The sequence below is a fragment of the Exiguobacterium sp. SH0S2 genome, assembly GCF_004337185.1.
GTDB classification, from domain to species: Bacteria; Bacillota; Bacilli; order Exiguobacteriales; family Exiguobacteriaceae; genus Exiguobacterium; species Exiguobacterium aurantiacum_A.
This window is the reverse complement of sequence record NZ_SJVB01000003.1, coordinates 21,990-35,704: the sequence shown is the minus strand read 5'-3', so window position 1 is coordinate 35,704 and position 13,715 is coordinate 21,990. Positions and strand designations below refer to the sequence as shown.

Sequence of the window (13,715 nt, the reverse complement as noted above, 5' to 3'; positions counted from 1 at the left end):
CATGAGTACTACTCGAGTGAGGTGGTTGAGCATGGGCGGATACGTCAATATGTATGAGATCGGTTTGTTCCTCTTCATCGGACTATTGTTTATGGCCGTCAATATCTTCTTGATGTCGCGTCGGCTCATTCGGACACGATACGCGATGTTGAGCATCCTCGCTTCTAGCGTCTGGCCGGCACTGATGACCGTCTTGTCCGTTCAAAACGTCAATCTTCTCGAGGAGCTACGAGCCCGAACGGTCACACTTGAAGCCGTGTTCGCCTGGTCTCTCGTCGTCACGACGGCGCTCATGACGGTGATACCAGCTTTTATCTTTATTCGACGTCTGATTCAGCTGTCACGCCATGGCGACTGATTCCTCAACCTAAAAAAGCAGAGCGACTCAAACGTTTGAGTCGCTCTGCTTTTTTAGGTTCAAGATGTCGGGAGCTGTTCGACCGAGGCATCTGTCGGTTTTTGGAATCGACGTAAAATTTCGAGACTGACCGCTCGCGGCATAATTTTCGCGAGTCCGACGAGCGCTTGGTTCGACAAACCTGGGATGATGACCCGTTTATTTTTCATGACGCCCTTATAACCGAAGAAAGCGACGAGATGAGACGGCATTTTCGATACCATCATTTCACTGCCGGCCCGGTTAAAGAAACCGGTGTCGGTCGGACCCGGGCAAAGGACGCTGACGTTTACGCCTGTGCCTTTCGTCTCGGCATGGAGCGCTTCTGTAAGTGATAAGACGTACGCTTTCGTCGCGTAATAGACGGCCATATACGGTCCCGGCTGGAATGCGGCGACAGAGGCGACGTTTAAGACATAGCCGTGATTGCGGGCGACCATGTCAGGCAAGTACGCTTTCGTCAATTCGGTCAAGGCGTTGACGTTCAACCGGACCTCTTCGGCCTCGGTTTCCGCATCGAGCTCGATAAACTCGCCGGCCGTACCGAAACCAGCGTTATTGATTAAAAAATCGACCGTGAGCCCGGCGTCGTCAATCGCGTTCGTCAACCGTTTCACGGCATTGTGTTCAGATAGGTCGAGTGCGAATACGTGCACGTTAATCGTGTATCGTTTTTCAAGCACTTTTTTGAGTTCATGTAACCGTGGCTCGCTACGAGCTACGAGAATACAGTCAAATCCATCTCGGGCCGCTAAGACGGCGAGATCTAGGCCGATGCCAGTCGAGGCACCGGTAATCAAGGCTGTTTTTGTCAAAATCGTCCACTCCTTCAATTAAAAAGTCATACATTGTTACTGATTTCTTCACCAGTTGTTAAATTCCTGCTTCGTCGACACGCTTGAACGTGTGCTAAAGTATATCAAGAATATGTGATTAGACTCACAAAGTCAGGAGAAAAAACAGATGATGATTCAGCTAGTTACTACAGCACAAAGCGTCGAACAAGCAGAGGCGCTGATCATGGCGGGGACAGACCGTCTATATATCGGAGAGTCGACGTTTGGTTTACGCCATAAAGGTGACTGGTCGCTTCCTGCTGTGAGAGAAGTCACAGCGCTCGCCCATCGTTACGGCAAAGAAGTGACGGTTGCCGTCAACAATTTGATGCATAACGATCAAATCGAGGCGTTGCCGGATTATTTAAACGCGCTCAAGCAAATCGGGATCGACAGTGTGACGGCGGGCGATCCAGGTGCCGTCCGCTTGATCCGTAATGCCAATATCCCCTATTGGTACGATGCTCAAACGCTCGTCACGTCGGCGCGACACATTCAATTTTGGGGTAAGCGCGACGCCATCGGGGCGGTCGCGGCCCGTGAAGTGACACTGACCGAACTTGGGATGATTCAACAGCAGATCGGGCTCCCCGTCGAGGTTCAAGTGTACGGACCAACATGTATCCATCACTCGAAACGACCGCTATTGACGAACTATTTCAATGAGATCGGTCGGTCGAGAGGAGACGCGGAAGCGCGCGAGTACTATATGAGCGAACCGTCTGATGCGGACAGTCGCTATCCCGTCTACCAAGACGACAATGGGACGCACGTCTTCTCCGAAGATTTGACGCTCATGGGTCAATTGCCGGTGCTCTTAAAAGGCGGACTGCATACGTGGAAACTCGAAGGATGGCATGCCGGGGACGCGTTCGTCGACATCGTCCGTCTGTTCGACAAAGCCCGGTCCGATTTGTTGAATGGCCAGTTCGACCGCACGCTCATGGAACGGCGTCTCGCCGAACTCCAACCTGAACAATTCCGGCTTGGGACCGGACTGCTGTTACGAAATCCAGAAGAGATCAAGTGAGGGAATCAAGATGAAAAAACGTCCAGAACTACTAGCTCCGGCAGGAAACTTAGAAAAATTAAAGATGGCGATTCTTTACGGGGCCGATGCGGTCTTTATCGGTGGTCAACAGTTCGGGCTCCGCTCGCGGGCCGGCAACTTCGGATACGAGGAGATGACTGAAGGCGTCGCATTCGCGCACGAGCGCGGGGCGAAAGTGTATGTCGCCGCGAACATGGTGACCCATGAAGGGGATATCGATGGCGCGGGCGATTTCTTCTGTCGACTCCGTGACATCGGCATCGACGCCGTCATCGTCTCGGACCCGGCCATGATCGAGGTCTGTCTAACGGACGCGCCCGGTCTTCCAGTCCATTTGTCGACCCAGGCGTCGGCGACGAACTACGAGACGCTCCGTTTTTGGCAAGAGGAAGGGCTAGAGCGAATCGTCCTCGCCCGTGAAGTATCGATGGAAGAGATCAAAGAGATGAAGCGTCAAGTCGACGTCGAGATCGAGGCGTTCGTCCATGGCGCGATGTGTATCTCCTACTCGGGACGTTGCACGCTGTCGAACCATATGGCGCTCCGCGATGCGAACCGCGGCGGCTGTGCCCAGTCGTGCCGCTGGAAATACGGCTTCTTCGAGGCGGATGAGTTGTTGACAGACGACATGGCAGCGCGCGATGAGGAACCGTTCTCGATGAGTTCGGTCGATCTTGCGATGGTCCGGCACATACCCGATTTGGTCGATGCCGGCGTCGATAGCTTGAAAGTCGAGGGACGGATGAAGTCGATCCATTACGTGGCGACCGTCTGTAACGTCTATCGTCAAGTCATCGATGCCTACTGCGCGGATCCTGAAGGATTCGTCTTCGACCCAGCATGGGAAGAAGAGATTTGGAAAGCGGCGCAACGGGAGCTCGCGAGCGGGTTCTATTACGGCATCCCGACCGAGAAAGAGCAACTGTTCGGCAAACCGCGTTCCATCCCGCAATATGCGTTCGCAGCGCGCGTCATCTCGTATGAAGCGTCGACAGGCATGGCGACGCTCGAGCAGCGTAACCATTTCCGCCGCGGAGAAGAAGTCGAATTCTTTGGCCCCGGGTTCGTCCGCTTCACGCAACGGATCGACGAGTTATTCGATGAGACCGGGATGCCGCTCGAGACGGCGAACCAGGCGATGATGACGGTACGCGTCAAAGTCGACCAACCTGTCGCGACCGACTTCATCATGCGAAAACGAAAAGTGGCAGCAGTGAAAGTTCCCGCTTCGAGTGCCCGTTGACACATCCGTCAAGGCAACATAGTCGACCGTTCCATCCAATCTTGCTACCCTATTAACATATACGAAAAAGGGGATGGAAGGATGAATCAGAACACGGAGCAACTCCGGACCGATCCGATCGGACGCCTGCTGTTCAAGCTGTCGCTGCCGGCGATGATCGGTATGCTGGTGACGGCGCTCTATAATATAATTGACACGATTTTCGTCTCGCGTGGCATCGGCCCTGCTGCCGTGGCCGCGATCGGGATCGCGTTCCCGATTCAAATGATTCTAATGGCCGTCTCGAGTGCGGTCGGTCTCGGTGGGGCCTCGATCAGTTCGCGGAAACTCGGCAAAGGAGATGACGCCGGTGCCGCCGTCACGTTCATGAACGTGCTCGTGCTCGTAGGCGTGTTCGCCGCGTTCGCGGTCAGTTCGGCCATCTTCATGCTCGACTCGATCTTGACCGTGTTCGGAGCGACGTCGGAGATCATGGAATTGAGTCGTCAATACTTATCGGTCACGCTGATCAGTTCGCCGTTCTTCATGTTCACGCTCGCGGCGAGCGCGATGGTGCGGGCCGAAGGACAGGCACCTTATCAGATGAAAGTGATGCTCACGACCGTCGTCGTCAACTTGGTGACGACGCCGCTGTTCATCTTCACGTTCGGATGGGGTATTTACGGGGCGGCCTGGTCGACGGCGCTCGCTCAAGTCGTCGGGTCGGTGCTCATGTTACGCTTCTTCTTCGCAAAAAATCGCCGGACCGAGCTCGACTTCCAATGGCGGAAGTTTCGGCTGCGGTTCGGCGAGTTGAAGGAGATTATGGCAATCGGGTCATCCTCGTTCGTCATGATGGTGTCGCAATCGATCTTGTTCGTCTTCGTCAACATCATGCTCGGGACATATGGGGGGACCCAAGAATTGGCCACGTTCGCCATTTTGAATAAGTTCATGGCGCTCGTCGGGATGCCGATCATGGGCATCGTCCAAGGCATGCAACCGATAGTCGGCTATAACTTCGGGGCGCGACAGTTCGAGCGGATGCGCGAGACGATTTGGACGGCGCTACGGGCCGGAATCGCGATTGCGGTCTTCATCTGGCTGACGCTCCAGCTGTTCCCGGAACCGCTCATGCGCATGTTCACGTCCGACGCGAACTTGATTGCTGGCGGGGTGACGGCGATTCATGTCCTGTTCGCTGTCTCGTTTTTAACGAGCGTCCAAATGCTTGTCAACGGCATCTATCAATCACTCGGGAAAGCCCGGGTCGCGATGTTCTTGTCGTTGTCTCGACAGACGCTCTTTACGATTCCGCTCGTGTTTATCTTACCGAACTTCTTCGGTGTGTTCGGTGTTTGGCTCGCCTTCCCGATCGCCGACGGCTTGACCTTCCTGACAGCGGTCGGCATGGCGATTTGGGACCGGAAACTGCTGTTCCGTCCGTCAGAAGATGAGGTAGAAGCGAAAGCGACCAATTTATGAAACGACGTCCGTTCTTGTTGAACGGGCGTCTTCTTTTAGGAATAAGTAAATCCCACCAAGCAAGACGGCCGCGCCGATCCATTGCATCACGCCGAGCCGTTCCTCGAAGAAGACGAACCCGAACAGCATTCCCCAGAGCGCCTCGCCGAGGATGGTGATGCTGACGACGGTCGCACTGACGCGGGCGAGGGCGTAGTTGAACAAGTTATGGCCGAGGAGCGTCGGGAAGAAGGCGAGAGCGATGAAATACCACCAATTCACCGCTTCGAAGCCGACGAATGTCGTGTCCCGAACGAGCAACATGAAACCGAGAACGAACGTGGCGACGAGATAGACGCTGAACGAGTAGTCGTTCGTCTTCATCTCGGTCCGAATGTGTTGACCGACGAGCCAGTAGCCGGCGATCAGCAAGGCGGCGAGAAGCGCGAGCAAATCCCCGTAGAGCGCGTCGCGACCGATTTGGATATCACCGGCTGCGACGAGCATGCCGCCGAGGACGGCGACGAGCGCAAACGCCAAACCTTTTCGGGTCGGATGTTTTTTAAAGAACAGGGCGTTCCCGATGAGGACGAAAATCGGGCTCGACGTCACGAACAACGTCGAACTCGCGACGGTCGTGTAGTCGAGCGATAAAAACCAGAGCCAGAAATGGAAGGCGAGGAGCGTCCCGCTGAGCAAGATCGCGTAGCGGGTGTTCGAGCGTAACGAGAAGAGCGAGCGGTAATCGAGAAACGGTAACAACATGAGGCTCGAGAACAGCATACGGTAGAATGCGGCCGTCTCCGCCGGAGCGGACGTCCATTTGACGAACAAGACGCTCGTCGACAGGAAAAAGACGGCGGCAAATAAAATTAAATAAGACAACAGGCATCCTCCTTTGGTTTTGTACATATTCCTCTAATGATATAATGAAACATACGAGAAAAAACATTCTTTTTCGAAAGTGTCGTTCCGACGAGATTGTTCGAACGACAACGAAAGTAGGGATCACATGAGATTAATCATTGCGGAGAAACCGTCGCAGGCACAAAAGCTGGCGGCACCGTATCCATCAAAAAAGAGAAAAGACGAGATTGAAATCGCGGCATGCCCTCGTTTCCCGGAAGGTGCCATCGTCGTCTGGGCAGTCGGGCACTTATGTGAACTCCAAGAGCCGTCCCACTACCGCCCGGAGTGGAAGTCTTGGAAGTATGAATCACTTCCGATTGTCCCAGATCGGTTCGACTATCGCATCTCGAAGGGCAAGTCGAAGCCGTTCCAGACAATCAAAAAATGGCTCCACGACCGCTCGATCACGGACGTCATCATCGCTTCTGACGCCGAGCGGGAAGGAGAGGCGATCGTTCGTCTCATCTTGCGCCTTGCCGGCAACAAAAAACCGCTCGAGCGCTTATGGATCTCGAGTTTGACCGAGCAGGCGGTCGACCGCGGCTTCGCCCAGCTGTTGCCTGGTGACCAGACGATTCCGTATTACCATGAGGCGATGAGCCGCGCCTGTGCCGACTGGCTCGTCGGCATGAACGCATCGCGCGCGTATACGACGCTGTTAAAGACGATCGGGATTGAAGACGTATTCTCGCTCGGACGCGTCCAGACGCCGACGCTCGCCTTGATCGTCAATCGGGAGCGTGAAATCAAACAGTTCGTCCCGGAGCTTTATTTCGAGGTCGAAGCGACGCTCCAAAAAGGACGGGGCACGTTCAAAGCGAAATATACGCTCGGCAAGACGACGAAGTTGAAGACGCGTGAACAAGCCGAAGCGGTCGTCAACCGAGCGACCGGGACGGCGATCGTAAAATCAATCGATAAAGAAGAGAAAGTGGAACACCCTCCGTTCTGGTTCAGTCTGTCGGGTCTCCAAGCTGAGGCCGGCAAACGCTTTGGTTTCGGGGCGAAGAAGACGCTCGATATCGCCCAGAAGCTGTACACGAAAGGGTGGATCAGTTATCCACGGACCGATTCCAGTTTCGTGACGCCGGACGAGGCAACGCTGTTCCCCCAAACGAAAGCACGGCTGTTGAAGTCTGCGGCATATGCCGGACTCGCTGACGTGTTGACCGAGAACCCGTCCCGGAACAGCCGCTACGTCAACGCGAAAAAAGTGAGCGATCACTATGCGATCATTCCGACCGAAGCGTGCGGCGATGTGGGTCGACTTAGCGGGGATGAGGCGAACCTGTATGACTTGATCAACCGCCGCTTTCTCGCAGCGTTCGCCCCCCCGGCCAAACTCGAGAAGACGACCGTCGACTTGATGGACGGGGAAGACTTATACCGGGCAAAAGGGACGGTCGTTGTCAGCCCCGGGTACCGTCAAGTCGTCGAGATGAAGTCAAAAGACGTCGAGCTACCGGCGCTAACGCTCGGTGAGCCGTTGACTGAAAAGAAAGTCGAAGTGTTATCGAAACAGACCGAGCCGCCAAAACGGTATACAGAAGGGGCGCTCATCATGGCGATGAAAGTCGCCGGGAAACAGCTCGATGATGAAGAACTGATCCATATCATGAAAGAAGTCGAGGGGCTCGGCACCGAGGCGACCCGGGCGAACATCATCGATGGCTTGAAGAAGCGGGGTTATGTTGAACTTCAAAAGAAAGAGCTCGTTCCGACCGATAAAGGCCGTCTGTTAATCGATGTGCTCGGCGACAGCATTCTCGCCTCGCCGGCCATGACCGCGAAATGGGAGAAGCGGCTCCATGAGATCGGACAGGCGTCTGCGTCTGCGGCCGAATTCATCGACCAGGCGAAAAAGATGTCGATCCATCTTGTGGAGGAAGCCAAAGCGAGAGTCGCGGCGGCGAATCCGGAAGGCTATACGATTGAACCGAGACGATTCGGGAAGAAATCTGCCTCGCGGCCAAAAGCGTCGTTTGGCGTCTGTCCGAGCTGTGGAAAAGGACTCGTCGAGCATCCGAAGTTCATCGGGTGCAGCGGGTATCGTGAGGGCTGCAAGTTTACGATGTCGAAACAAGTGCTCGGCGTCGGACTCGCGAAAGATGAACTGAAACAGATGATCAACGGCGGGCAGTCAAATGTTCATGCGTTCAAAAAAGGCGACAAGACGTTTGATGCCACGCTCTATCTTGAAAAAGGGGCGCTCCGTTTCGAATTCAAATAAAAATAGAGCCATCCGTCGTGGATGGCTCTATTTGTCCTGCTGATCTTGTTCGGTGATGCGGCGATTAATCTCATCGTAATCGAGGACGATGTCGTCTTTGTTGTCTTTGTAGGCGTATCCTTTTTGGATGACGACGACAGAGGCGACCAAGACGAGTAAAATAATCAATCCGCTCACGGCAAATATCCATCCCATAGCGCATTCCTCGCTTTCTTTCTCTTAGTATGACAAAAAGCTGAGACGTTCTCCATGTTTGAGTCTCTCACAACTGTTACAGGTTTGAAATGGTTGGTCTCTTGATTAGATATGATACAATAACATATAGAAGAACACTGACAGAGAAGGTAGGGATGACTATGGCGATTTTGATTGTCGACGACGAACCGGTCAATACGATGGTTCTCGAACAATTATTGCATCAACACGATTATGAGACGGTCTCGGTCTCAAGTGGTGAAGATGCTCTCGCGCTCCTCATGGACCCGCAAGCCCCGTCGCTGTATGACCTCGTCCTGCTCGATGTCGAGATGCCGGGCATCTCAGGGATTGAAACGTGCAAACGGATTCGACAAATGACAGGATATGAAGAACTGCCGGTAATCATGGTGTCGGGCCGGACCGAAGAGAAGCAAATTGCCGAAGGGCTAGATGCTGAAGCGTCCGACTATACGACGAAGCCGATCAAAATCACCGAACTCCTCGCTCGGATTCGCTCGGCGCTCCGTTACAAAGCGGCCGTCGACGAGCGCAAAAAATATGAGGCGCGTCTCCAATATGACCTGGATTTGGCCCAAAAGATTCAGCAGAGCGCGCTGACCCCACCAATCAGTAGCGCGGAAATCGATATGCGGGCGCTGTACCTGCCATCTAAAAAATTGGCGGGTGACATGTACGCCTGGTTCCAAGTCGCGCCTGATCGTTACGGCGTCATCATCTTCGACGTGATGGGTCACGGCGTGTCTTCAGCCTTGATCACGATGGGAATCCGCTCGATCTTGCCAGGCCTTGTCGCCAACGTCCAGTACCCGGTCGACGTCATGACCGAACTGAACCGACAGATGACGTTCCTGTTTTCGGGTGACGATATGCAAAGTTATTTCACGGCCGTCTATTGTTACATCGATACGACGAATCAACGCATCGAGTACGTCAATGCCGGCCATCCGCCTGTGATCGTGACGTCTCCGGAAGGGATGACTCGTCTCGAGACGACTGGTGTTCCGGTCGGCATGTTCGAGGAACCGAATTATGAATCGAAAGAAATCAAGATCACGCCAGGTATGGTCCTGCATATGTACACGGACGGACTGATGGAATGTTACAGCAAAGACATCGATGACGGCATCCGTTGGCTTGAAAAAGACATCGCCACGTACGGCTTAGATTATGCCCGTCACGTTGCCGAACGGCTCGTCCCGAAAATCGAGATTGACGACGACTTGTGTCTCGTCACGGTAAAGCTTATTTAAATGACAAAAGGATGAGACCGTCGCTCGTGACGATTTCATCCTTTTGTCTAGAAATAACGTTTCCGCCATAAAATATAAAAGGCGAGACTCGAAAAACCGACCATCAATGTGATGGCAAAGATGAAGCCGATTGATTGACCTTCGAACGGGACTTGGACGTTCATCCCAAAGATCCCGGAAATCATCGTCGGAATGCTGAGCACGATCGTGATCGACGCCAAGAACTTCATGACGAAGTTGACGTTGTTCGAGATGATCGACCCGAACGCATCCATCTTAATGCTGATGATGTCGTTATAAATCGAGGCCATCTCCATCGCCTGACGATGCTCGACGAATACGTCTTCTAACAAGTCTTCATCTTCTTCATGCTTCTCAAGACTCGGCGTCTTGACGATGCGGTCGAGAACGCTGTCATTCGCTTTGAGCGATGTCATGAAGTAGACGAGCGACTTCTGTAAGTTCATCAACTGGAAAATTTCCTGATTTCGCATCGAACGTTGAAGTTCTTGCTCTAGCTCTTCCATTCGCCGGTCGATCTGGCGAAGGAACCGCAAGTACGTCATGCTGACTCGGTGCAAAATCTGGAAGACGAACCGGCTGCGATAGTTTGTCCGGAACAAGCGGGCTTTGCCGTTAGCGAACAAGTTGAGTACATCGAGGTCACGCGAACAGACGGTGATGAAATGTCGTCCCGTGACGATGATACCGAGTGGGATCGTATTATAGGCACGTCCCGTATCGTCTTCTTCGACGTATGGAACGTCAATGATCATGAGCAGGCCTTCGTCATCTTTCTCAAAGCGCGGCTTTTCTTCAATATCAAGTGGGTCGTACACGAAGTCTTCAGGAATGCCGGAGGCGGCAATGACTTGATCGGCCTCGTCTTTCGTCGGATTGACGAGTTGGATCCAACTTCCTTTGTCAAAGTCTTCGATCTCGTGCACACGACCAGATGCGTCGGTACGGTAAATCGTTAGCATAATCTTCCTCCTACCTTAGCTCAACTTTATTATAGGTAGGCGAGTAGGAGAGTGCAATCGCAAAGAAGGAGATTTTTTGTTTTCTCTCGAAAACATACTACAGTGAGTTAGAATGTCAGAAGGAATGAGTAGAAGGAGGGATGGAGATGACTCAAACACCCCAAAACGCTCTGTTTAACGAAGAAAAATTAGCAGAGCTCCATCAAATCGCTAGTGGAAATAAAGATTTTCTGAAAAAGATTGCAGAGACGTACGTCGCCCAGTTCGAGGCGAAGTTTCCTGAATTAAAGCGCGTGGTCGAGACGAAAGATCATGAACAAATCGAACAACTCGCCCACTTGTTAAAGGGCGCCTCTTATTCGGTCGGACTCGACGAGACGGCGTCGCATTTCCAACAACTTGAACTCGCCGGTGAGACGAACGAGGTCGAGAACCTTGAACCGGTGCTTGAAGACATCGAGCGTCAAATGAAACGGTTCGCTGTCGAGTGGGACGCCTATTTCAATCGATTGGTGTAATGAAAGAGGGGCCGCAATTTTGCGGCCCCTCCGTTTGTCATTAGGCTAAAAACTCATCGAGCGTCGCGATCAACATGCCGATCTCAGGCTTCGTGATTTGTGCGTTCGCGCCGACGGCGTCGCCTTTATGTTTCAAGTCGTTTGAGATGAGTGACGAGAAAATTACGATCGGTAATGTCGCGTAGCGGTCCATTTCGCGTAGCCGTCTCGTCAAATGTAACCCGTCCATTTGTGGCATCTCGATGTCGGTGATGAGCAGATCGCACTCGACACCATCTTGCTCGAACGCATCAAGCGCTTCTTTCCCGTTGTTGAAGATTGTCGTGTTGAAGTAGCCTGCCTCATCGAGCGTGTCGATGATCAAGGTCCGAAGCATCTCCGAATCTTCTGCGATCCACACTTGTTTGTTCGAGCGTTCCCTTGCACCGAGTCGTTTGACGGATTCACGAGCCATGATGTCTTTTCGTGACAACTCGAGAGCGATGCGCTCATAGTCGAGAAGAATGATCATTTGGTCTCCTGTTTTGACGACGCCGTTCGTGATGCCTTGGACACCGCGGGCGAGATCTGACGGTGTATCGATCTGTTCCCATGAGATGCGCTTGATCTCTGTCACTTGGTCGACTCGGAGCACCGATTTCTCACCGTTAAACTCACAGACGATCAAGCGATCCCCGTCTCCGGCTTCACGAGGATGGCCGATGACCATCGGGAGATCGATGACCGTCATGACTTCACCGCGTAGTTCGATCAACCCCATGATCGCCTCAGGCGTTCCAGGTAACGGGGTGAGTGGAAGCATCGTGATGATCTCGCGAACCTTCATGACGTTAATCCCGAAAATAAACGGGCCTGACTGGAAAATGACGATTTCTAACTCGTTCGTACCTGCTTCAAGTAAAATATTATGATCCATGCTCAATGGTGGTCCCTCCTATATCGCGTTCTCTCTTCCTCTCTATCGGTCAAATCGATCAAAGTCTTCAGTTGAAAAGTGTCAAAGTCAGGTCAAAAATCACGAAAAGTCATGGAGTAACCGTTTACATTACATAAACTGAATCTTTATAGTTGTTCAACGGAATTGATTTTGCATACAATGAGGGTGGCAACGAGATATCACAGCTTACTCAGGAGGCAGATAGAGATTATGAGTATGAACACATATCCATATTTAATTAACGGGCAATGGCAAGAATCAACAACAAATGAGACGATCGAACTCGTTTCACCTTATACAGAAGAAATCGTCGGACACGTCCAAGCGATGTCGCGCGACGAAGTCGACGAGGCGATTCACGGTGCTAAACGTGCACAACAAGAGTGGGCGGCGCTTCCGGTCAACAAGCGCGCCGAGCTGTTGTACGCATGGGCGGACAAACTCGAAGAACGCGTCGATGAGATCGGTCAAATCATCATGCGCGAAGTCGGGAAGAACTTGAGCGACGCGAAGAAAGAAGTCGTCCGCACAGCTGAGATTATTCGTTATACGGCTGAGGAAGGACTTCGTTTCACAGGTGGATTCATGCAAGGCGATTCGTTCCCGGGCGGATCAAAGAACAAAATGGCGATCATCAAAAAAGAGGCACTCGGTGTCGTTCTCGCGATCTCACCATTCAACTATCCGGTCAACTTAGCCGCTGCTAAAATCGCTCCAGCCCTTATTACAGGGAACGCGGTCGTCTTCAAACCGGCGACGCAAGGTGCGATCAGTGGCGTCAAAATGGTCGAGGCACTGCAAGACGCCGGTCTTCCGAGCGGATTGTTGAACCTCGTGACGGGTCGCGGTTCGGTCATCGGCGACTACTTGACGTCGCACCCAGGTGTCGACATGATCACATTCACAGGCGGTACAGGAACCGGTCAACATTTGTCACAACAGGCATCGATGGTCCCGGTCGTCTTAGAGCTCGGCGGCAAAGACCCGGCGCTCGTCTTAGAAGACGCGGACATGACGCTTGCGGCGGATCAAATCGTCAGCGGTGCGTTCTCTTACTCGGGTCAGCGTTGCACGGCGATCAAACGCGTCTTCGTGCTCGAAGATCAAGCGGACGAACTCGTCGCCATGTTGAAACAGCGTGTCGAGAAGCTCACGGTTGGTTCGCCAGTCGACAACAGCTTCATCGTCCCGCTCATCGACAAAAAGTCGGCTGACTACGTTCAAGGCTTGATTGACGACGCCGTCAACAAGCGTGCGACGGTCGTCCACGGTAACGAACGTGACGGCAACCTGCTCCACCCGACGCTGCTCGATCACGTCACGCGTGAGATGCGTGTCGCTTGGGAAGAGCCGTTCGGACCTGTTCTTCCGATCATCCGTGTCAGCTCGCTCGACGAGATGATCGAACTGACGAACGAGTCAGAGTTCGGTCTTCAAGCGAGCGTGTTCACGCAAAATGTGAACAGTGCGTTCACGGTCGCCGACAAGCTTGAAGTCGGTACGGTCCAAGTCAACGGTCGAACGGAACGCGGTCCTGACCACTTCCCGTTCATCGGTGTGAAACAATCAGGTCTCGGTGTCCAAGGGATCGGACGCAGTCTTGAAACGATGACACGCGATAAAGTGACCGTCATCAACTTATAAACGATTGGAGGGGAGAAATCCCCTCCTTTTTTTGTGCCATTGAAATCCCTTCTTT

General features: G+C 53.0%; 13 protein-coding genes. 8 read left to right on the top strand and 5 right to left on the bottom strand.

From position 1 onward, the window contains the following. Position 1 precedes the first annotated feature (1 nt). Entirely contained in the window at positions 2–358 is a 357-nt protein-coding gene (locus EVJ21_RS08820) for a hypothetical protein (RefSeq protein ID WP_236636579.1), read from the top strand. A gap of 59 nt (positions 359–417) precedes the next feature. On the opposite strand, the gene EVJ21_RS08815 is transcribed toward EVJ21_RS08820, so the two are convergent. Beyond that, on the bottom strand, positions 418–1,215 hold the full coding sequence (locus EVJ21_RS08815; protein ID WP_070327908.1) for an SDR family NAD(P)-dependent oxidoreductase: 798 nt from the start codon (positions 1,213–1,215) through the stop codon (positions 418–420). A gap of 145 nt (positions 1,216–1,360) precedes the next feature. Here EVJ21_RS08815 and EVJ21_RS08810 point away from each other — a divergent pair, with 145 nt between their 5' ends. The 3 genes from EVJ21_RS08810 (at position 1,361) to EVJ21_RS08800 (ending at position 4,991) form a co-directional block, all read left to right on the top strand. Next, positions 1,361–2,263, top strand: a complete 903-nt coding sequence (locus tag EVJ21_RS08810) for a peptidase U32 family protein (protein WP_131490361.1) — start codon at positions 1,361–1,363, stop codon at positions 2,261–2,263. A gap of 10 nt (positions 2,264–2,273) precedes the next feature. Next, positions 2,274–3,527 (top strand): peptidase U32 family protein, encoded by a 1,254-nt coding sequence (locus tag EVJ21_RS08805; RefSeq protein WP_070327090.1) that lies wholly within the window; start codon positions 2,274–2,276, stop codon positions 3,525–3,527. A gap of 81 nt (positions 3,528–3,608) precedes the next feature. Then, a complete protein-coding gene (locus EVJ21_RS08800) occupies positions 3,609–4,991 on the top strand; it encodes an MATE family efflux transporter (RefSeq protein ID WP_131463688.1) in 1,383 nt (460 codons plus the stop codon). On the opposite strand, the gene EVJ21_RS08795 is transcribed toward EVJ21_RS08800, so the two are convergent. Next, positions 4,986–5,855 carry a DMT family transporter gene (locus EVJ21_RS08795; RefSeq protein WP_236633681.1) on the bottom strand — a complete coding sequence of 290 codons (870 nt, stop codon included), beginning with the start codon at positions 5,853–5,855 and terminating at the stop codon, positions 4,986–4,988. The genes EVJ21_RS08800 and EVJ21_RS08795 overlap by 6 nt on opposite strands. A gap of 127 nt (positions 5,856–5,982) precedes the next feature. Between EVJ21_RS08795 and EVJ21_RS08790 the strand changes: the two genes are divergently transcribed. Next, on the top strand, positions 5,983–8,109 hold the full coding sequence (locus EVJ21_RS08790; protein WP_131490360.1) for a DNA topoisomerase III: 2,127 nt from the start codon (positions 5,983–5,985) through the stop codon (positions 8,107–8,109). Between the two features lie 27 nt (positions 8,110–8,136). On the opposite strand, the gene ytzI is transcribed toward EVJ21_RS08790, so the two are convergent. Then, positions 8,137–8,304, bottom strand: coding sequence for a YtzI protein (ytzI, locus tag EVJ21_RS08785; protein WP_131439801.1), 168 nt, complete (start codon positions 8,302–8,304; stop codon positions 8,137–8,139). A 155-nt stretch (positions 8,305–8,459) separates the two neighbouring features. On the opposite strand from ytzI, the gene EVJ21_RS08780 reads away from it, so the two are divergent. Continuing rightward, complete coding sequence (locus EVJ21_RS08780; protein WP_236636162.1) at positions 8,460–9,578, top strand: PP2C family protein-serine/threonine phosphatase; 1,119 nt, start codon at positions 8,460–8,462, stop codon at positions 9,576–9,578. A gap of 47 nt (positions 9,579–9,625) precedes the next feature. Here the strand turns inward: EVJ21_RS08780 and EVJ21_RS08775 are convergent, their stop codons facing one another. Beyond that, positions 9,626–10,561, bottom strand: a complete 936-nt coding sequence (locus EVJ21_RS08775; RefSeq protein WP_131490359.1) for a magnesium transporter CorA family protein — start codon at positions 10,559–10,561, stop codon at positions 9,626–9,628. A 146-nt stretch (positions 10,562–10,707) separates the two neighbouring features. Between EVJ21_RS08775 and EVJ21_RS08770 the strand changes: the two genes are divergently transcribed. Next, on the top strand, positions 10,708–11,079 hold the full coding sequence (locus tag EVJ21_RS08770; protein WP_236633372.1) for an Hpt domain-containing protein: 372 nt from the start codon (positions 10,708–10,710) through the stop codon (positions 11,077–11,079). 40 nt (positions 11,080–11,119) lie between these two features. Here the strand turns inward: EVJ21_RS08770 and EVJ21_RS08765 are convergent, their stop codons facing one another. Next, positions 11,120–11,995: a chemotaxis protein CheV gene (locus EVJ21_RS08765; protein ID WP_084812901.1), complete on the bottom strand. Its 876-nt coding sequence runs from the start codon at positions 11,993–11,995 to the stop codon at positions 11,120–11,122. 228 nt (positions 11,996–12,223) lie between these two features. Here EVJ21_RS08765 and EVJ21_RS08760 point away from each other — a divergent pair, with 228 nt between their 5' ends. Continuing rightward, on the top strand, positions 12,224–13,660 hold the full coding sequence (locus EVJ21_RS08760) for an NADP-dependent glyceraldehyde-3-phosphate dehydrogenase (RefSeq protein ID WP_070327910.1): 1,437 nt from the start codon (positions 12,224–12,226) through the stop codon (positions 13,658–13,660). Positions 13,661–13,715 lie beyond the last annotated feature (55 nt).